At 71.0% G+C, this 17,547-nt stretch carries 15 protein-coding genes and 1 tRNA gene; 6 read left to right on the top strand and 10 right to left on the bottom strand.

The genetic code is table 11. The features are described from left to right. The first annotated feature begins 219 nt into the window (after window positions 1-219). Window positions 220-798, top strand: coding sequence for a TetR family transcriptional regulator (locus tag ABZ374_RS46685; protein WP_360324439.1), 579 nt, complete (start codon window positions 220-222; stop codon window positions 796-798). A 230-nt stretch (window positions 799-1,028) separates the two neighbouring features. Here the strand turns inward: ABZ374_RS46685 and ABZ374_RS46680 are convergent, their stop codons facing one another. From ABZ374_RS46680 to ABZ374_RS46640, 9 genes are all read right to left on the bottom strand, one after another. After that, window positions 1,029-1,871, bottom strand: coding sequence for an SGNH/GDSL hydrolase family protein (locus tag ABZ374_RS46680; RefSeq protein WP_360324437.1), 843 nt, complete (start codon window positions 1,869-1,871; stop codon window positions 1,029-1,031). A 417-nt stretch (window positions 1,872-2,288) separates the two neighbouring features. Beyond that, a tRNA-Ala gene (locus tag ABZ374_RS46675) sits at window positions 2,289-2,362 on the bottom strand. A gap of 49 nt (window positions 2,363-2,411) precedes the next feature. After that, the gene (locus tag ABZ374_RS46670; protein WP_360324435.1) at window positions 2,412-3,539 is read right to left on the bottom strand and encodes a hypothetical protein; all 1,128 of its coding nucleotides are present in this window, start codon (window positions 3,537-3,539) and stop codon (window positions 2,412-2,414) included. 401 nt (window positions 3,540-3,940) lie between these two features. Continuing rightward, window positions 3,941-4,570: a GNAT family protein gene (locus ABZ374_RS46665; RefSeq protein ID WP_360324433.1), complete on the bottom strand. Its 630-nt coding sequence runs from the start codon at window positions 4,568-4,570 to the stop codon at window positions 3,941-3,943. Next, window positions 4,555-5,229 (bottom strand): MogA/MoaB family molybdenum cofactor biosynthesis protein, encoded by a 675-nt coding sequence (locus tag ABZ374_RS46660; RefSeq protein WP_360324431.1) that lies wholly within the window; start codon window positions 5,227-5,229, stop codon window positions 4,555-4,557. Before ABZ374_RS46660 ends, ABZ374_RS46665 begins: the two co-directional genes overlap by 16 nt. A gap of 8 nt (window positions 5,230-5,237) precedes the next feature. Beyond that, window positions 5,238-5,705, bottom strand: a complete 468-nt coding sequence (gene moaC, locus ABZ374_RS46655) for a cyclic pyranopterin monophosphate synthase MoaC (RefSeq protein WP_360324441.1) — start codon at window positions 5,703-5,705, stop codon at window positions 5,238-5,240. A 250-nt stretch (window positions 5,706-5,955) separates the two neighbouring features. After that, window positions 5,956-7,176: a gephyrin-like molybdotransferase Glp gene (gene glp, locus ABZ374_RS46650; RefSeq protein ID WP_360324429.1), complete on the bottom strand. Its 1,221-nt coding sequence runs from the start codon at window positions 7,174-7,176 to the stop codon at window positions 5,956-5,958. Beyond that, window positions 7,173-8,099, bottom strand: coding sequence for a UTP--glucose-1-phosphate uridylyltransferase (locus tag ABZ374_RS46645; protein WP_360324427.1), 927 nt, complete (start codon window positions 8,097-8,099; stop codon window positions 7,173-7,175). The genes glp and ABZ374_RS46645 overlap by 4 nt, the downstream gene beginning before the upstream one ends. A 9-nt stretch (window positions 8,100-8,108) precedes the next feature. Continuing rightward, window positions 8,109-8,852 (bottom strand): GGDEF domain-containing protein, encoded by a 744-nt coding sequence (locus tag ABZ374_RS46640; protein ID WP_360324425.1) that lies wholly within the window; start codon window positions 8,850-8,852, stop codon window positions 8,109-8,111. Between the two features lie 91 nt (window positions 8,853-8,943). Here ABZ374_RS46640 and ABZ374_RS46635 point away from each other — a divergent pair, with 91 nt between their 5' ends. Further along, entirely contained in the window at window positions 8,944-9,531 is a 588-nt protein-coding gene (locus ABZ374_RS46635; protein WP_360324423.1) for a 5-formyltetrahydrofolate cyclo-ligase, read from the top strand. Between the two features lie 18 nt (window positions 9,532-9,549). Here the strand turns inward: ABZ374_RS46635 and ABZ374_RS46630 are convergent, their stop codons facing one another. Next, entirely contained in the window at window positions 9,550-12,738 is a 3,189-nt protein-coding gene (locus tag ABZ374_RS46630; protein WP_360324421.1) for a penicillin acylase family protein, read from the bottom strand. A 297-nt stretch (window positions 12,739-13,035) separates the two neighbouring features. On the opposite strand from ABZ374_RS46630, the gene ABZ374_RS46625 reads away from it, so the two are divergent. The 4 genes from ABZ374_RS46625 to ABZ374_RS46610 all read left to right on the top strand — a co-directional run bounded on the left by ABZ374_RS46625 (window position 13,036) and on the right by ABZ374_RS46610 (window position 17,332). Further along, window positions 13,036-14,538, top strand: coding sequence for a potassium/proton antiporter (locus tag ABZ374_RS46625; RefSeq protein ID WP_360324419.1), 1,503 nt, complete (start codon window positions 13,036-13,038; stop codon window positions 14,536-14,538). A 264-nt stretch (window positions 14,539-14,802) separates the two neighbouring features. Beyond that, complete coding sequence (locus ABZ374_RS46620) at window positions 14,803-16,074, top strand: MFS transporter (RefSeq protein WP_360324417.1); 1,272 nt, start codon at window positions 14,803-14,805, stop codon at window positions 16,072-16,074. A 46-nt stretch (window positions 16,075-16,120) separates the two neighbouring features. Continuing rightward, window positions 16,121-16,489, top strand: coding sequence for an FmdB family zinc ribbon protein (locus ABZ374_RS46615; RefSeq protein ID WP_360324415.1), 369 nt, complete (start codon window positions 16,121-16,123; stop codon window positions 16,487-16,489). 3 nt (window positions 16,490-16,492) lie between these two features. Then, the gene (locus ABZ374_RS46610; protein ID WP_360324413.1) at window positions 16,493-17,332 is read left to right on the top strand and encodes an S-methyl-5'-thioadenosine phosphorylase; all 840 of its coding nucleotides are present in this window, start codon (window positions 16,493-16,495) and stop codon (window positions 17,330-17,332) included. Window positions 17,333-17,547 lie beyond the last annotated feature (215 nt).

The following is a 17,547-nucleotide window of genomic DNA, read 5'->3' as shown; positions in this document are numbered from 1 at the left end:
CCGACGCATCCGAACGACGACGCGCCTGGGGCACCGCCGGCGTCGTCGCCATCATCGCCCTGATCGCCTGGAACTTCCTGTACTTCTATCCGATCTTCACCGGTGAGACGATCTCCCGCAGCGGGTGGCTGGATCGCATGTGGTTCAGCACCTGGATCTAGCGTGCCGACGCCGATCCCGTTGCCGATCCCGTCGTCGATCCCGAGAGAGGCTGCGCCGGTGTCCGTCGCGCGAGAGCAGGACATACGCAGGCGAGCCATCGAGGCGACCCGCGAACTGGCCGCGGCGGGCGGCTACGACAGCGTGCAGATGCGCGACGTGGTCCGCCTGTCCCGGCTCTCGTCGGCGACCATCTACCGGCACTTCTCCTCGAAGGACCACCTGCTCGCGGCCACCCACCTGGAGTGGATCGCGGCACTGGAACGCAGCGGCGCGGCCCGGCCGGACGGCGTCGACGCCGCGGAACGGGTCTGCGCGATCCTGCGCGCCACCTGCCGCACGATGGCCCGCCACCCGCGGCTGACCGCCGCGCTGATCCACGCCCTCGGCTCGTCCGACGCCGGCGTGGGCGACTGCCACCGCGAGATCAACCGCATCATGAACGACATGTTCCGCACCGCGGTAGCCGACGAGATCGCCGACGCCGACGAGTTCGTCCACCTGCTCGGCATCGCCTGGGAAGGTGCCCTCTTCAGCTGGGCCTTCGGCCGCATGTCCATGACCGAAGTCGAACAAACCGTAACCCGCTCCGCCCGCCTCCTGATCCTCGGCACCACGGCAGAACCCCCCACGCCGTAGCCTCCAACCCCCAAGGCCCCAAAACGCACACACCCAGGTAGACAACCCCACTCAGCCCGTCCGGCGTTTGAGGACACCCCAAGCCCCACAAGACGCACGCACACCCGGGCAGCAACCCCAATCAGCCCGTCCGGCGTTTGAGGACACCCCAAGCCTCGCGAGACGAGCGCACGCGCAGCCCCGCAACCCCCTCAGCCAGTCCGGCGCTTGAGGACACGCGAGGACACCCCCTACGAGGCTTGACGCCTCACGGGCGCGCCAACGGGCGCAACCGCAGCGACGTCCAGCGGCGCCAACTCCGGCCGCTTAGCGGTGATGTGGTCCCCGGACGACTGCCCCCGCAGCCGCCGCCCGATCCACGGCACCAGGTGCTCCCGCGCCCAATGCACGTTCTCCAGCCGTGCCGCACCAGCGGTGACCTCGACCTCCTCGGCCGGCCACGGCGCATCCGGGTCGCCCTCGGCGGCCAGCCCGAGCGCCCGCCCGACCTTGAGCGCCACCCGGTCGTGACCCTCCGGCGACAGGTGCAGCCGGTCCTCGCTCCACGCCCGCCGATCGTGCAGCGAGGTGAGCCCCCACATGTCCGCCACGGCACAGTCGTAGCGATCCGCGACCGCCCGCAACAGTTCGTTGTAGGTGGCCACCTTGCCCCGGATCAGCTTGAGCACCGGCACCCAGCGCGTATCGAACCCGGTGAACACCACGACCCGCGCGCCCGCCGCCGTCAACGCGGCGACCGCCTCCTCGTACTCGGCGGCCAACTTGTCCGGATCGCTCCCGGGCCGCAGCACATCGTTGCCGCCCGCGCACAACGTCACCAGATCGGGCTGCGCCGCGATGGCCTGCGGCACCTGCTCCTCGACGATCTGGTGCAACAACTTCCCGCGCACGGCGAGATTCGCGTACCTCAACCCCGGCTGCTCGACCGCGAGCCGAGCCGCGAACCGATCGGCCCATCCGAGAAACCTCCCGTCCGGGCCGGGATCGCCGACCCCTTCGGTGAAGCTGTCGCCGATGGCCACATAAGAGTTGATTCCGGACAGGTTCCCGTGTCGATTCACTAGCTCGGCCATGTCACCCGATGTTGGCATCGCTCACCTCGCCTACGCGACCGTAATAACCACCCGAACACACTCCGCCACCCACGGCAGCGCAGTGAACCGCAGCGCACCTCCACGCAGGGCGCGGGGCCACGTCCTTGGCCAAGAGCGACTCTCCGCCACGCATTCCCGATCGCCGCGAAATGCGACACAGTTCACCGACGCGTCACCGCCGCGACACCCGGCCCCGACCGTCGCGCAGTGACGCGGGCCACAGCCGCACCGCGCACCCACCCCCGCCGGCCACCCCTCGGCCAACCACCGTTCCCGGTCCACGAGTTGCCGCATTTCACCGTCCGCACCCGGCCGGGCGAGCAACGGGCGAGCGGGTGATCGGGTCGAAAACGACGAAAGCCTCGCCGGAAAATCCGGCGAGGCTTTCGTGCTGTGTGGACCTGTGGGGATTTGAACCCCAGACCCCCTCGATGCGAACGAGGTGCGCTACCAGACTGCGCCACAGGCCCAACGAGGAGAAACATTACCACCTCGTCGAGGTGGGTCGTGCACGGGTATTCAGTCGTTGGCGGCCCGGCGCCACTCGTGTTCGTACAGGGGCAGCGAGTCCACCGAGGCGCCGTAACCGGTGCGGGTGTCCTCGGCGTATTGGTCGAACAACGGGGTGGACGGGCGCGGTGCCTCGGCCGGGCCGGGGTCCGGGACGGCGTGGATCTGCGGGCGTTCCGGCTCGTGTTCGACTTCGCCGCGTGGAACCACCGGCGCGGTCACGTAGGTGGGCAGCGGGACCGGCACCGGGTCCCACGAGTCGCGGTCGTGCGCGCCGCCGCCGGTGGCCAGTTCGGCGATCCACTCGGCCAGCGCGGGCTCCTCCGCCTCCCGGTCGCGCCTGCCCCGGGGCGCGGCCGAGGGCGCGGCCCCCGAGGCGCTGCCCGGCCCGGACGAACCGGTCCCCGAGCGAGGTGCCGGCGGGGTCGCGGCGCGGGGCTCGGGCGGCGGCACGTCGTGGCTCTCGCGGGCCTTGGTCCGCGGGCGCGCTTCGCCGGCCGACGCGGCGTCGGCCGCCGAGCCGGGCTTGCCGGCCGCCGGGCGACCCAACCGACGCAGGCCCGCCTCGTAGCGCCGCCGCTCCTGTACGCGCAGATGCACGATGTAGGCGGACAACAGGACGCCGGGTACGGCCGGCAGCCACACCCAGGCGAGGCCGGCCACCCCGGCCAGGACCGCGCCGGCGGTGAAGGTGGCGAACAGGGTCGCGATGACCCGGCGGCGCCGGGTGAGCAGCGCGGCCCGCCCCTCGTCCCGGCGCACCGGGGCGGCGGGTCGCTTGGTCGTGCCGGACTTGGCGGCCTTGGCCGGTGTCGCCGGCCCCGCGGTCGCGGCCGGCTGCGACACCACCGGCTGCGGCGCGGCCGGTTGCGCCGCCGCGGCCTTGCCCGGGTGTTGCCGAGCGCGCGGCGGTTCGGCCGGGCCGCGTCGTTCGGGCGCGTCCGTGCCCTCGTCGGCGAGCGCCCGGGCGGAGCGGCGCTCGAAGGCGCCACGACGGGAGAGAATCCGGATCGCGGTGGTGAATCGCTCGGTCGGCCGGGCCTCGTTCAGCTCGTCCTGTCGGCGAAGCCACATGGGCACCAGATAGGCAGCCCAGGCCCCCACGATCGCTGCGTAGATCAGGCCGCTGCCGTTCACGCTTCACACGCTAAGCCGGATGGGCACCGCATCGTCGGATTAGGCACGGTGTGTCGCCCGATCCGCGGTGATGCCGATGTGACGAATGTGACTGCCGAGACGGCCGGGGCGAGCAAATCCACCGAACCGCCCGACACGGGCGAAACAACCGGGAAGCCCGACAGGACCGAATTCACCAGGAAGCCTGGCCCGGTCGAAACAACCGGGACCCCCGACCCGGTGGAAACAACCGGGACGCCCGGGACGCCCGGAGCCGATGTGGCTCCCGAGACCCCTCGGGCAGCCGTTCTCCCGGGGGCGCCGGGGTCTGCCGAGGTGACACCGCTCATATCTCCGGGAGAGTAGCGAAATCGCAAGATCGATGTGTCGATATGGCGGGATCGACCTCGAAGAGATTCCACTTACCAGGTGAAACCCCGGCTCTCCCGGTAGGCGCGCCACCGCATCAGCAGCCCCTCGGGGACCTCCTCGGCGTTCAACGCGTAGGCGAGATGGTCGCGCCAGTCGCCGTCGATGTGCAGATAGCGCGGGCGCAGACCCTCCTCGCGAAAGCCCAGCTTGTCCACCACCCGCCGGCTGGCCCGGTTCTCCGGTCGGATGCACACCTCCAGCCGGTGCACGCCGAGCCGGAAGAAGCAGTGATCGGCCGCGAGCGCGACCGCCGTCGGCATCACGCCCAGCCCGGCCACCCGTTCGTCCACCCAGTAGCCGACGTGCGCCGAGCACATCGACCCCCAGGTGATCCCGGCGACCGTGACCTGACCGACCAACTGCCCGTCGTACAGCACCACGAACGGCAACATCCGGCCCGCGCCCGCCTCGGCCCGCAGGAAGCGCACCATCTGGCGAAACGTCGGCCGCCGACCCGCCGCGGAGCCCGGCGGCACGGTCGCCTCCCAGCGGCGCAACCACTCGCGATTGCGGGTGTGCACCTCCTGCCAGGCGACGGCGTCCCGGGCGCGGATCGGGCGCAGGGTGACCCGGCCCTCGGTGAGTTCCACCGGCCACCCGCGAGTCAGCGCGTGCCCCATGGCGGCTGCTGCGCCCCTCCGTAGCCCCCGCCGCCCTGGAACCCACCGCCCGCGCCGCCGCCCTGGTAGCCACCCCCGCCACCGAAGCCGCCCTGGTAGCCGCCGCCTCCGGGCGCGGGCTGCTGCCCACCGCCGCCGAAGCCGCCACCACCGCCGCCGCCGAACCCGCCGCCCTGCTGGTGGTCGCCGCCCTGGAGCTGGGACACCACGTGCGGCAACACCTTGGCCAGCACGTTGATGCCGTCCTGTGCGCCGCCGGGCGAGCCGGGCAGGTTGACGATCAGGCTGCGGTAGGTCCAGTGCGAGTCCTGGGTGATCGCGACGCCGGCGATGCCGCGCGACAGGATCGAGGTCGGCACCTTGTCGAAGTTCTCCATCCGGATCGCCTCGGCGATGCCCGGCACCTCGTAGCTGATCACCCGGCTGGTCATCTGCGGAGTCTGGTCGAACGGGTTGAGCCCGGTCCCCCCGGTGGTGATGATCACGTCGTAGTGGCCGGCCACCGCGTCCCGCAGCGCCTGGCCGACGGGCTCGCCGTCCGGCACGATCTGCGGGCCCCGCGTCTCGAAGCCCAGCGCCTGCAGCCCGCGCACGATCACCGGACCGCTCTCGTCCCCGTAGGTCCCGGCCGCCGCGCGCGTGGACACGGTGATCACCATGGCTCGCATCAGACTTGCCCTCCGTCCCGTTGTGTGGCCTCTGCCCCGGTGTCCCGTTGCCAGTCTCCGGAGGCGCCGCCCGTCTTGCGCTCGACCCGGACATCGGTGATGACCGCGCCCGGGTCCACTGCCTTGATCATGTCCACGACCGTGAGCGCCGCGACGGAGACCGCGGTCAGCGCCTCCATCTCGACGCCGGTTCGGTCGGCGGTGCGCACGGTCGCGGTGATCGCCACCGCGTCGTCGTGCACGGTCAGGTCCACCGCGACGCCGTGCAGCGCGATCGGGTGACACAGCGGCACCAGGTCGGGCGTGCGCTTGGCCGCCATGATGCCCGCGATCCGGGCGGTGGCCAGTGCGTCACCCTTGGGCATGCCCTCGCCCCGGAGCAGTTCGACCACGCGGGGCGACACGAGCACCCGGCCCGAGGCGGTGCCCGTGCGGACCGAGATCTGCTTGGCCGTGACGTCCACCATGCGGGCCGCGCCGGCCTCGTCCAGGTGCGTGAGGTTCTTGGCGCCGCGCGTCAACTTTCCACCCCATACGGTGAGCCCCCCGTGTGGGTGGGCGTCGAAGTGCCTTGTGATCGAACTGCGGGTGTATCGGAATGTCGGGTGTATCGAACCGCCGGGTGTGTCGGACCACCACGTGTCGTGCTGGGGCAACGTTAGAGGCACAACCGGGCGGCCCGCATGCACGGGCCCGCCCGGACGAGGCTCGCGGCGCTCAGCCGAGCAGCATCACGGACACCTCGGCGCCCTCGGCGACCTCGGTGACGTCGGCGGGCAGGGTGATCAACGCGTTCGCCTTGGCCAGGCTGCCGAGCAGGTGGGAGCCGGTGCCGCCGACCGGGTCCACGGTGCCCTCGCCCACCCCCGCCACCGGCGGGGTGTACCAAGCCCGCAGGAACTGGCGCTTGCCCTCGGGGGACTTCAGCGCCGCCGAACAGGTGGCCCGCACGACCGGCCGCTCGGTGACCTCGGCGCCCTGCATCCGCAACAGCGCCGGACGCACGAACACCTCGAAGGACACGAACGCGCTGACCGGATTGCCGGGAAGGGTGAAGATCGGCGTCTCGTCCGGGCCGATCACGCCGAAGCCCTGCGGCATCCCCGGCTGCATCGCGACCTTGCCGAACTCGACCGTGCCCAGTTCGGAGAGCACCTCCTTGACCACGTCGTAGGCGCCCGCGCTCACCCCGCCCGTGGTGACCACCACGTCGGCCCGGATGAGCTGGTCCTCGATCGTGTCGATCAGGATCTTCGGGTCGTCCGGCACGTTGCCGACCCGGTACGCGATGGCGCCCGCCTCGCGTGCGGCGGCGGTGAGCATGTAGCTGTTCGAGTCGCGGATCTGGCCGGGGCCGATCGGCCGGCCCGGCTGGGTCAGCTCGCTGCCGGTGGACAGGATCACCACGCGCGGCTTGGGACGCACCCGGATGCGCTCGCGGCCGATCGCGGCGAGCAGGCCGACCTGCGCCGAGCCGATCGTGCTGCCCCCGTCCAGGACGGTCTGGCCGGCGGTGACGTCGCTGCCCCGGCGGCGGATGTACTGGCCGGCCTTCGGCGCCCTGGTGATCCGTACCGTGGGCATGCCCGCGTCGGTCCACTCGACCGGCACGATCGCCTCGGCGCCCTCCGGCAGCGGCGCGCCGGTCATGATCCGGGCACAGGTACCGGAACCGATGGCGATCTTGGGGTCGTTGCCCGCAGCGATGTCGTCCACCACGTCGAGCACCACCGGATAACGCTCGCCCGCGTCGGCGACGTCGGCGAGTCGCACCGCGTATCCGTCCATCGACGAGTTGTCGAACGGCGGCAGGTCGCCGGTGGCGGCCACCTCGTCGACCAGAAGGCTGCCGTGCGCGTCGAGCAGTTGCAGTTCGAGGGGGGCCAGCGGTGCGATCCGTTCGAGGATCCCGGTCAGGTGGTCCTCGACGCTTTTCATGCTTGCATCTCCTCGTTCACGTACTGCCTCAGCCAGGCCCGGAACTCGGGTCCCAGATCATCACGCTCGCATGCCAGCTTCACGATGGCACGCAGATAGTCGGCCCGGTCGCCGGTGTCGTACCGGCGGCCGGAGAAGAGCACGCCGTGCACCGTGCCGCCCTCGTCCGGCCCCCGGCCCGCGAGCACTCGCAGGGCGTCGGTGAGCTGGATCTCGCCGCCTCGACCCGGCGGGGTGTGTTCGAGCACGTCGAAGACCGAGGGGTCGAGCAGGTAGCGGCCGATCACCGCGAAGTTGCTGGGCGCCAGGCCCGGTTCCGGCTTCTCCACCAGGTCGGTCACCCGCACCACGCCGGGCTCGGAGACGCCTTCGGCGAGCGGTTCGACGGCCGCGCAACCGTAGAGGTGGATCTGGGTCGGGTCGACCTCGATCAAGGCGACCACGCTGCCGCCGAGTTCGCGGCGCACCCGCAACATCGTGCTCAGCAGCGGATCGCGCGGGTCGATCAGGTCGTCGCCGAGCAGCACCGCGAACGGCTCGTCGCCCACGTGCGGGCGGGCGCAGGAGACCGCGTGGCCCAGGCCGCGCGGGTCGCCCTGGCGGACGTAGTGGATCGCGGCCAGTTCGCTCGACTCGCGGACCAGCTTGAGCCGATCCAGGTCGCCCTTGGCGGCCAGCGCGTGTTCGAGCTCGTAGGCGCGGTCGAAGTGGTCCTCCAGCGGGCGTTTGTTGCGCCCGGTGACCATCAGCACGTCGGTCAACCCGGCCGCCACGGCCTCCTCGACCACGTACTGGATGGCCGGCGTGTCCACGACCGGCAACATCTCCTTGGGCGTCGCCTTGGTGGCCGGCAGGAAGCGGGTCCCCAGACCGGCTGCGGGTACGACGGCCTTCGTGATGTGGAACGAGCGGCGCGCAGGCATGCTCGCACACTAACGGGTGAGATCACCTGGGGTGCCCGGAAGCCCGGCGATCGGCCGGTTGTCGACGTGGGGTCTGCCTTCGGCCGGATCCGGGCCGCAGAATCGGTCGCCACCCGCCCGTTTGGCCCGGGCCAGTTCGCGGTCCGCGGCCCGCAACAGGGTCGTGGCGTGGGTGCCGTCCCCGGGCAGCACGGCCAGGCCGATCGCCATCGTCAACCGCACCGGGTCGGCCGTCGCGCCGAACGTGCCGCGCCGCACCGCGTAGCACAGCCGTTCGGCGACCTTGGCCGCCCCGGCCGCGTCGGTCTCGGGCAGCAGGATCACGAACTCCTCACCGCCGTAGCGGGCGATCGTGTCCACCTGGCGGATCTCCAGCGCCAGCCGCTGGGCGACCTCGCGCAACACCGCGCTCGCGCCCTGGTGGCCGTGCCGCTCGTTGACGTCGCGAAAATGGTCGAGGTCGAGCATGAGCAACCCGAGCGGCCGGCCGAACCGGGACGCGCGCATCACCTCGCGGTCCAGCACGAGTTGCAGGTAGCGGTAGTTCCACACGCCGGTCAGCGGATCGGTCACCGACAGCCGCTCCAGTTCGGCGCGGCTGAGTTCCAGCCGGGTGACCTCGTGGCGCAGTTCGGGCAGCTCGTTGCCGGCGATCGCGCGCAACCGGCGCACGGCGACCGCCAGCGAGCCGACCGCGACCGAGAGCGCGCCGACGAGCAGGATGATCAGGAGACGTTCGAAAGTCAGGCCCATGCGGGGTCCGGGTCAGGTGCGGTGGCGCGAACTGTGTCGATTGCGCGGACTCCTTCGATAACCCGTCCAAACACGTCATTCAGGGAACAGCATGAAGGACATCCTCAACGACAAGGCCACGCTGAGGTCACAGTTGATGCACTCACGGTCACACGTAGGGTCGGACCGGCGTGTCGCGGCGAGTCGCGCGCTCCGGGACGCGCTCCTCGCGCTCCCCGAGGTGGCCGCCGCCACGACCGTGGCGGCGTATGTGCCGGTGGGCTCGGAGCCGGGCGGGCGGGATCTGGCCGAGGACCTCGCCGCCGGGTCGACGCGGCGGGTGCTGCTGCCGGTGCTGTTGTCGGACAACGACCTGGACTGGGCGCTCTACCAGGGGCCCGCCTCGCTGGTGCCGGCCGGCCGGGGACTGCGCGAGCCGATCGGGCCCAGGCTGGGCGTCGAGGGGGTGCGGACGGCGGACGTGCTCGTGGTGCCGGGGCTCGCGGTGGATCGCCGGGGGCTGCGGCTCGGGCGCGGCGGCGGGTCCTACGACCGGGCGCTGGCCCGGGTGCCGGCCTCGGCCGTGACGGTGGTGCTGCTCTACGACGACGAGGTGCTCGACCGGGTGCCGGCCGAGCCGCACGACGTGCCGGTGGACATCGCGGTGACGCCCGCGGCGGTGTACCGGTTCACCCGGTAGCACCGCCGCGGGCCGCCGTCACGGGCCGGCCGGGGCGGGTGCGGCCGGTACGGCCGGGCCGCCGGGCTCCAGGGTCAGCCGGTGTTTGGCCGCCTTGTCCACCGCCGCGGGGGTGTACGCCCAGGGCAGCGTCTTGCCCTGGCGCCACAGGTCGGTCTGGTCGGTGTAGTTGTCGTGCCAGACGTGTCCGGACGCGCCGGTGAGGTTGATCCAGCGGGACGCGTCGGGGTCGGACAGGTCCACCACCATCCGCATCGACGGCACGGTGGTCACCTCGTAGCCCTGCGCGACGTTCCACCCGGTCGCGTCGACCAGGCCCTCGCCGCCGCCCATTTGGTACGGGCCGCGGTTGAGCATGTACTTGACCACGCCCGGCCCCTCGGTGCCCAGCGTCTGGTTGCGCAGCGTCAGCGTGTGCAGCCGACCCCACGACCAGGTGTCGATGTCCTTGCCGAGCCGGGCGGTGAGGTCCTTCTTGGCCTCGGTCATCGCCTTGTGCAGCAGACCGTCGCGGGTGGTGATCGAACCCGGGTTCTTGGAGATGTTCCACCACGGGCTCTCCGGGGCGGCCAGCAGCGTGCGGGCCACCTCGTTCCACCGGTCGCCACCGTCGGGCTGCGCGGTCGAGTCGTCCCGATCGCCGCACTGCACGTGGTTGTTCGTCGGGTTGCTCGCGCAGTCGTTGTCGGCCCGGACCGAGAACGGCATCTTGTCGCCGAAGGCGAGCATCAGCACCTGGCGCCACACCGCGTTGAAGTACGCGGCCGACTTGGAGTCCGCCTCGTTGCGCATGTCCCAATTGCGAAGCAGGTCCTGCGCCTCGCGTACCCACGGATCGTCGATGCGGACCGCGAGCAGGTAGGGCACCAGGAACTGCGCGACCGGATTGAGGTCGTCGGCCTGCATCTTCTGCATCATCGCCGCGTCGATCTTGCCCGGCGCCTTGACGATCATCTCCTCGATCCGCCGACTGCGGGCGCCGTAGCCCCAGTCCGAGGTCAGCAGGTACGGGTACGCCGGCGAGGTGACCGCGTTGTTGGCGGTGACGATGTAGCCCTCCGGCGGGTCGTACACGTTCGGCAGCGAGTCGAACGGGATGGTGCCCGCCCAGTCGTACTTGGCGTCCCACCCGTACACCGGCCAGCGGCCGTCACCGGTACGACGCACCGGGATCTTGCCGGGCGCCTGGTAGCCGATGTGCCCCTCGACGTCCGCGTAGATCGCGTTCTGCGACGGCGCGTCGAAGTTCTTCAGCGCGGCCCGGAAGTCGTTCCAGTTCTGCGCCTTGTTCAGTTGGAAGAGCGCGTCCATCGAGGTGCCCGGATCCAGCGCGGTCCAGCGCAGCGCGACCGCGAAGCCCTCCTCGCGCTGGGGGCTCGGGTCCGGGATCGGCGCGTCCTTGCCGACGTCCTGCAACTCGTCGGACACGTCCGAGACATCGGACAGGATCGGTCCGTGCCGGGTGGTGCGCACGGTGAGGTGGCGATCGCCGCCGCCGGCCACCTTGATCGTCTCCTGGCGGACCTCGGTGAACGGCTCGTACTTGTTGTTGTAGAGCACGCCGTCGCCCTGGACCTTCTCCAGGTAGAGATCGGTCACGTCGGCGCCGAGGTTGGTGAAGCCCCACGAGATCTTCTGGTTGTGGCCGATGACCACGCCCGGCATGCCGGAGAAGGTGAAGCCGGAGACGTTGTACTGGCACTGCGGCCCGACCGTGCGGCAGTGCAGGCCCATCTGGTACCAGACCGAGGGCAACGACGGGGACAGGTGCGGGTCGTTGGCCAGCAGCGGCTTGCCGGTGCTGGTGCGACTGCCCGCCACCACCCACGAGTTGGAGCCGACGCCGGAGGACTTCTCGCTGAACAGCGAGGGCAGCTTGGCCAGCGACTCGGACAGCCCGGCGAGCACGTTCTGCGCACTCTTGGAGGGCACCGCGGGCGGCGCGTCCTGGACGAAACGCTCGGTCTTGCCGTCCCGGGCGTCCTTGACGATCGCTCCGTCGCGCACGATCGGCTTGTTCGCCTCGTACGGATACGGCGGGTAGAGCTCGTCGATCTGGTTGACCGTCAACTTGTCGGACAACAACGCCCGGTCGATCTCGTCCTGCATGTTGGTCCGCAGGTCCCAGGCCATCGCCTTGAGCCAGGCGACCGAGTCGACCGGCGTCCACGGCTCGGCCTTGTAGCCGTCGTGCACGACGCCCAGCAGCGCGTACTCGAACGACGCGTCGGCGCCCTTGTGGTCCTTGAGGTAGGCGTTGACCCCCTCGGCGTACGCCTGAAGGAACTTCTGCGACTCCGGCGGCAGCGCCGCGTACTCCTGCTCGGCCACCTTGCGCCAGCCCAGCGTGCGCAGGAACTTGTCGTTCTCCACCTGCCCGGAGCCGAACATCTCGGACAGCCGACCCGAGGTCATGTGCCGGCGTACGTCCATCTCCCAGAACCGGTCCTGGGCGTGTACGTAGCCCTGCCCCCGGAAGAGGTCCTCGGACGTGTCGGCGTACACCTGCGGGATGCCCGCGGCGTCGCGGACCACGTCCACCTTGCCGGTCAGCCCCGGGACCCGGACCGTGCCGGAGGTCTGCGGGAACGAGTCGCGCGACAACTGCCAGCCCCACCAACCGAGTCCGCCGATCGCGATGGCCAACACCACGACCAGGACGATCAGCGTCAACCGGAAACGGCGCCACGCCTTGGACGGCCCCTTGGGGGTCGTCGGTCGTTCCTTGACCTTGGCGGTGGCGCCGGGCACGGTCGGCTCGGCCGCGGCGGCGGGCTCCGCGGCGGGTGCGGGGGCAGGTGCGGGTACGGCCGCGGGTGCGGGATCGGGTTCGACCCGCGGCGGCTCGGCGGCGCGGGCCGCGGGCGGTGCGGCGGGCGCGGGGATGGCGACGGGAGCGGGCGGCTCCGCGTACGGCTCGGGGGGTGTGTAGGGCTCCTGGGCGGTGTAGGACTCCTGTGGTGCGTACGGTCCTTGCGCGGCATACGGCTCTTGCGGCGCGTACGGCTCGGGTTCGCCGTACGGCTCGGGCGCGGCCCGGCGCTCGCGCTCCGCGCGCTCTTCCGCGCGCCGCTGGGCCGCGACCGGATCCGCCGCGGCCCACTGCGATGTGGGCCACTCGCCCGTGGGCCAGTCGTCCCACCCGGAGGATGAGGCGTCCTGGCCACCGGGGGGCTGCTCCGGGTCGGGCGTCTTCGAGGGAGGCATCAAGGTCCTTATGCGGTCGGTGCGGCAAGAGACACCTTAAAAGCCGAGCGTCGTCGGCATCACAGCCACGGGTACGAGACGGGACCCCTCTGGGGTATGGATCCTTCGCTTTGGTAAAATATTTGCCAGGCGTAGGTAATTCATCGCCGGTTCGCCGGCGCGGCAGGGCCCCCCTTCCCACGGCCCGCTGGTTGCCTGCGCATCGCGGCGTCGCCGGCTCTGCCCGTCGTCGCCTGCCTTCATGTTCTGCACTCCGTGCGGCCGCCTGGGGGGTGGCCGGACCGACGACCGCCGGAGGTGACACACGTGTCCGTGTCCGAGCTCAACCAGGTCCTGCTCCTGGGTGCCATCGTCATGTTGTCCGCCGTCATAGCGGTACGCCTGGCGACCAGAACCGGACTGCCGAGCCTGCTGCTCTACCTGGGACTCGGGATCCTGATCGGGGCCGACGGCCTCGGCATAGGTTTCGACAACGCCGAGCTGACCCAGACGCTCGGCTACGCCGCGCTGATAGTAATCCTCGCCGAGGGCGGGATAGCGACCAGTTGGAAGGAGATCAAGCCGTCGGTGCCGGCGGCCGCGGTGTTGTCCACCGTGGGAGTCGGAGTGAGCGTCGCGGTCACCGCGTTCGCGACCCGGATCGTGCTGGACGTGGACTGGTCGACCGCGATCCTGATGGGCGCGATCGTCTCCTCCACGGACGCCGCCGCGGTGTTCTCGGTTCTGCGCAAGTTGCCGCTGCCGCATCGACTGACCGGCCTGCTGGAGGCCGAGTCCGGGTTCAACGACGCTCCCGTGGTGATCCTGGTGGTCACCTTCGCCCACGTGGGTCACATCGAGGCGTGGTACGTCATCGTCGGCGAGATCGGCATGGAGTTGGTCATCGGTGTGGCCGTCGGCCTCGCGGTGGGCAAGCTCGGCGCGCTCGGCCTGCGTCACGTCGCGCTGCCGGCGTCCGGCCTGTACCCGATCGCGGTGATGGCACTGTGCGTACTCGCCTACTCCGGCGGTGCGCTGGCCCACGGCAGTGGCTTCCTCGCGGTCTACCTGACCGCGCTCGTGCTGGGCAACTCGCAACTCCCGCACGGCCCGGCCACCCGCGGCTTCGCCGAGGGGCTCGGCTGGATCGCGCAGATCGGTCTGTTCGTCCTGCTGGGACTGCTGGTCACCCCGCACGAGTTGGCCGGCGCGATCGTCCCGGCACTGGTGATCGGCACCATCCTGTTGCTGGTCGCCCGGCCGTTGTCGGTGCTGATGACCACGACACCGTTCCGTATACCGTGGCGCGAACAACTGATCCTGTCCTGGGCGGGGCTGCGTGGCGCGGTGCCGATCGTGCTCGCGACCATCCCCATCGTCAAGGACGTCCCGGACGCCCAGCGGCTGTTCAACATCACCTTCGTACTGGTGGTGGTCTTCACCCTGGTCCAGGGGCCGACACTGCCGTGGATAGCGCGCAAGGCCGGCTTCGCGGGCGAGCACGAGCCCACCGACCTGGGCGTGGAGTCCGCGCCCCTGGAGAAGTTGCAGGGTCACCTGCTGTCGGTCAGCGTGCCGACGGGCTCGCGCATGCACGGCGTCGAGGTCGGCGAGCTGCGGCTGCCGCGCGGGGCCGCGGTCACCCTGATCGTGCGCGACGACGAGAGCTTCGTACCCGAGCCGACCACCGTGCTCCAACGCGGCGACGACCTGCTCGTGGTGGCCACCGACACCGTGCGTGACGACGCCGAGGATCGTCTGCGCGCGGTCAGCCGGGGCGGCAAGCTGGCCGGTTGGTTCGGAGTCAAAGGTGACACGTGAGGTATAATTCGGTGGATTGCCGTCGGGGCGTTCACGAGCGCCCCGATCGCCGATTCCCTCCACACACCGACTCTGCCTGACGCAGGGCTGGCGTCGTGACCGCACGGCGGCCGAAGCACGGCTTCGGTATCTACCCCGGTGGACGCTTTCGAGGACAGCTCTCGGCGCACCGGGGTTTCCCTTGTGCGTCACCAGGTGGCAGGAAGCGATATCCACGATGCCCACGCATCGGAACGCCGCACCCGTTCGCGGGGAGCGGTGCGCATGATCTCCACGTACTCCTCGCTGTTGCGGACCCCGTCCGCGTGGCGATTTCTGGCACCCGCGCTCGTCGCGCGGCTGCCCTACGCGATGCTGGGCCTGGGCATCGTGCTGTTGGTCAAACACACGACCGGTTCGTACGGCACGGCCGGCGCGGTCTCCGCCGCCGCGGCCGTCGCGCTCGCCTTCGTCGGCCCGCAGACCGGTCGGCTCGCCGACCGCTTCGGCCAGGCGGCCGTAGTGGTCCCCGGGGCACTGCTGCACGGCGCGGCGGTGTCCGCGCTGATCGTGGCGGCGCTCGCGAACGCGCCGCTGTGGTTGTTGTTCACCACCGCGGTGCTCTCCGGCGCGACGGTGCCGCAGATCGGCTCCATGGTGCGGGCCCGCTGGGCCGCGCACCTGGAGCGGTCGCCGCTGTTGCCGACCGCGTTCGCGTTCGAGTCGGTGACCGACGAGTTCACCTTCGTGGTGGGCCCGGTGGTGGCCACCTTCCTGGCCACCGGGGTGCACCCGGCCGCCGGGCTGATCGTCGAGGCCGCGCTGACCGTGGTCGGCTCGCTGTTGTTCGCGCTGCAACGCGGCACCGCGCCGCGCCGGGTGGTCCGGGCGGTCGGCGACGCCCCGCGGGCGTCCGCGCTGCGGATCGGCGGCGTCCGGCTGCTGGTGGTGGCGTTCGTGTGCATCGGCGGCGTTTTCGGGACGGTGCAGGTATCGGTCACCGCGTTCGCCGAGGAGGCCGGCAGGCCCGGCCTGGCGGGCGCGCTGTACGCGGTCTTCGCGGGTGGCAGCCTGATCGCCGGTGCGGTCTACGGCGCGATCGCCTGGCGGCGGTCGGCGCACCGTCGCATGCTCGTGACGTTCGCGCTGCTGGCCCTGGGCACCGCACCGCTGTGGGCCATCCCCAGCGTGGGAATCATGGTGCCCGTCGCGTTGCTGTGCGGACTGGCGATCGCACCGACGCTCATCACCGGCTTCACCCTCGTCGACACACTGGTCCCGGCCGAGGCCAAGACCGAGGCGTTCACGTGGCTGACCGGCGCGATCGGCCTGGGCCTCGCACTCGGTTCGACCTTCTCCGGAATGCTCACCGACGCGCATGGCTCGGGCGCCGGATTCGCGCTCACCCTGGCGGCGGCCGGCATCGGCTTCCTGGTGGTGCTGACCGGGCAGCGACTGCTGCGACCGAGCGTGAATGTGACACCCATTACACCGTTGACCGCGACCGTGGTGGACGGATCTCCGGTGAATGCTGCACCATTGGCACTCGACAGGTGAGAGTGCCAGTACCCCGCTGACCTGTCTGTCGAAGGAGGACCAGACCGTGCCGACGTACCAGTACCAGTGCACCGCCTGTGGCGAGGGCCTTGAGGCCGTCCAGAAGTTCACGGACGACGCGCTGACCGAGTGCCCCGCCTGCCAGGGCAGGCTGCGCAAGGTCTTCTCGGCGGTGGGCGTGGTGTTCAAGGGCTCCGGCTTCTACCGCACCGACAGCCGAGGTTCGAGCACGTCCTCGACCCCGGCGGCGGCGTCGACCGGCTCTTCCTCGTCTTCGTCGTCCTCGGACGGCTCCTCGTCCTCGGGTTCGTCGTCCTCGTCGGGTTCGTCCTCGTCGGGTTCCTCGTCCTCCTCGTCCTCGTCGTCCTCCTCCTCGTCGTCCGGTTCGTCCGGTACGACGTCGACGGCGGCCTGAGCGATGGCGACCGGCGTGCTGCCGGCGGGAGTGGCTCCGGCCGAGATCGGCGTGATCGGCGGCTCCGGGTTCTACGCGTTCCTGGACGACGTCGTCGAGGTACGCGTGGACACGCCGTACGGCGCGCCCAGTGACGCCCTGTTCCTGGGCGAGGTGGCCGGCCGTCGGGTCGCCTTCCTGCCCCGGCACGGCCGCGACCACTCGATCCCGCCGCACCGGATCAACTACCGCGCCAACCTGTGGGCGCTGCGCGCCGTCGGGGTGACCCAGGTGCTCGCGCCGTGCGCGACCGGCGGCCTGCAGATCGAACTCGGTCCGGGCACGCTCGTGGTCCCGGACCAGTTGATCGACCGCACCACGGGCCGGACCCAGACCTTCTTCGACGGGCTGCCGCTCGCCGACGGAACGCTGCCGCCGGTCGTGCACACCACGTTCGCCGACCCGTACTGCGCGGACGGCCGCGCGGTGGTCGCCGCCCGGGCGCGCACCTCGGGCTGGGAGCCGGTGGACGGCGGCACTCTCGTGGTGATCGACGGGCCGCGCTTCTCCACCCGCGCCGAGTCCAAGTGGTACGCGGGCCAGGGCTGGTCGATCATCGGCATGACCGGCCACCCCGAGGCCGTGCTCGCCCGCGAACTCGGGCTCTGCTGCACCGCCATCGCCCTGGTCACCGACCTGGACGCGGGCGTCGAGGCGGGCGAGGGGGTCACCCACGCCGAGGTGATGGAGGTCTTCGCGGCCAACGTCGACCGGCTGCGCACGCTGCTGTTCGACGTGGTCGCGGCGCTGCCGAAGACGCGCTCGTGTGCGTGTGGCACGGCGGAGGTCGAGCGACCGGCCTAGCGTCGTCCGGCCTTCGTTCGTCGTGAAGGCCGTATTCGTGGCGAAGGCCGCTTCCCGGGTTCGGGAGGCGGCCTTTGTCGTGGGTGGGCGCTCGGGGTGGGCGGGGGTGTTCGCCGAGCGGGGGGGGGTGCCTCTATGTCTTTCGTCAACCGAGATCGGGTCATGCTGCGACCGGTTCGGCCGGTCGGGATTCGTAGAAGGTTCCGTCTCTGAGC

Source organism: Embleya sp. NPDC005971, assembly GCF_040629175.1.
Classification (GTDB): domain Bacteria; phylum Actinomycetota; class Actinomycetes; order Streptomycetales; family Streptomycetaceae; genus Embleya.
The sequence above is the reverse complement of the archived record's forward strand: the minus strand, read 5'-3'. Positions and strand labels throughout refer to the sequence as shown.

What these genes read in the sequence shown, in the direction of transcription:
- ABZ374_RS46640 (WP_360324425.1), bottom strand. Translation starts at nt 8,852, where the DNA reads ATGGGCCTGACTTTCGAACGTCTCCTGATCATCCTGCTCGTCGGCGCG.
- ABZ374_RS46665 (WP_360324433.1), bottom strand. Translation starts at nt 4,570, where the DNA reads ATGGGGCACGCGCTGACTCGCGGGTGGCCGGTGGAACTCACCGAGGGC.
- ABZ374_RS46680 (WP_360324437.1), bottom strand. Translation starts at nt 1,871, where the DNA reads ATGGCCGAGCTAGTGAATCGACACGGGAACCTGTCCGGAATCAACTCT.
- ABZ374_RS46620 (WP_360324417.1), top strand. Translation starts at nt 14,803, where the DNA reads ATGATCTCCACGTACTCCTCGCTGTTGCGGACCCCGTCCGCGTGGCGA.
- ABZ374_RS46610 (WP_360324413.1), top strand. Translation starts at nt 16,493, where the DNA reads ATGGCGACCGGCGTGCTGCCGGCGGGAGTGGCTCCGGCCGAGATCGGC.
- ABZ374_RS46660 (WP_360324431.1), bottom strand. Translation starts at nt 5,229, where the DNA reads ATGGTGATCACCGTGTCCACGCGCGCGGCGGCCGGGACCTACGGGGAC.
- glp (WP_360324429.1), bottom strand. Translation starts at nt 7,176, where the DNA reads ATGAAAAGCGTCGAGGACCACCTGACCGGGATCCTCGAACGGATCGCA.
- moaC (WP_360324441.1), bottom strand. Translation starts at nt 5,705, where the DNA reads ATGGTGGACGTCACGGCCAAGCAGATCTCGGTCCGCACGGGCACCGCC.
- ABZ374_RS46645 (WP_360324427.1), bottom strand. Translation starts at nt 8,099, where the DNA reads ATGCCTGCGCGCCGCTCGTTCCACATCACGAAGGCCGTCGTACCCGCA.
- ABZ374_RS46635 (WP_360324423.1), top strand. Translation starts at nt 8,944, where the DNA reads ATGAAGGACATCCTCAACGACAAGGCCACGCTGAGGTCACAGTTGATG.
- ABZ374_RS46630 (WP_360324421.1), bottom strand. Translation starts at nt 12,738, where the DNA reads ATGCCTCCCTCGAAGACGCCCGACCCGGAGCAGCCCCCCGGTGGCCAG.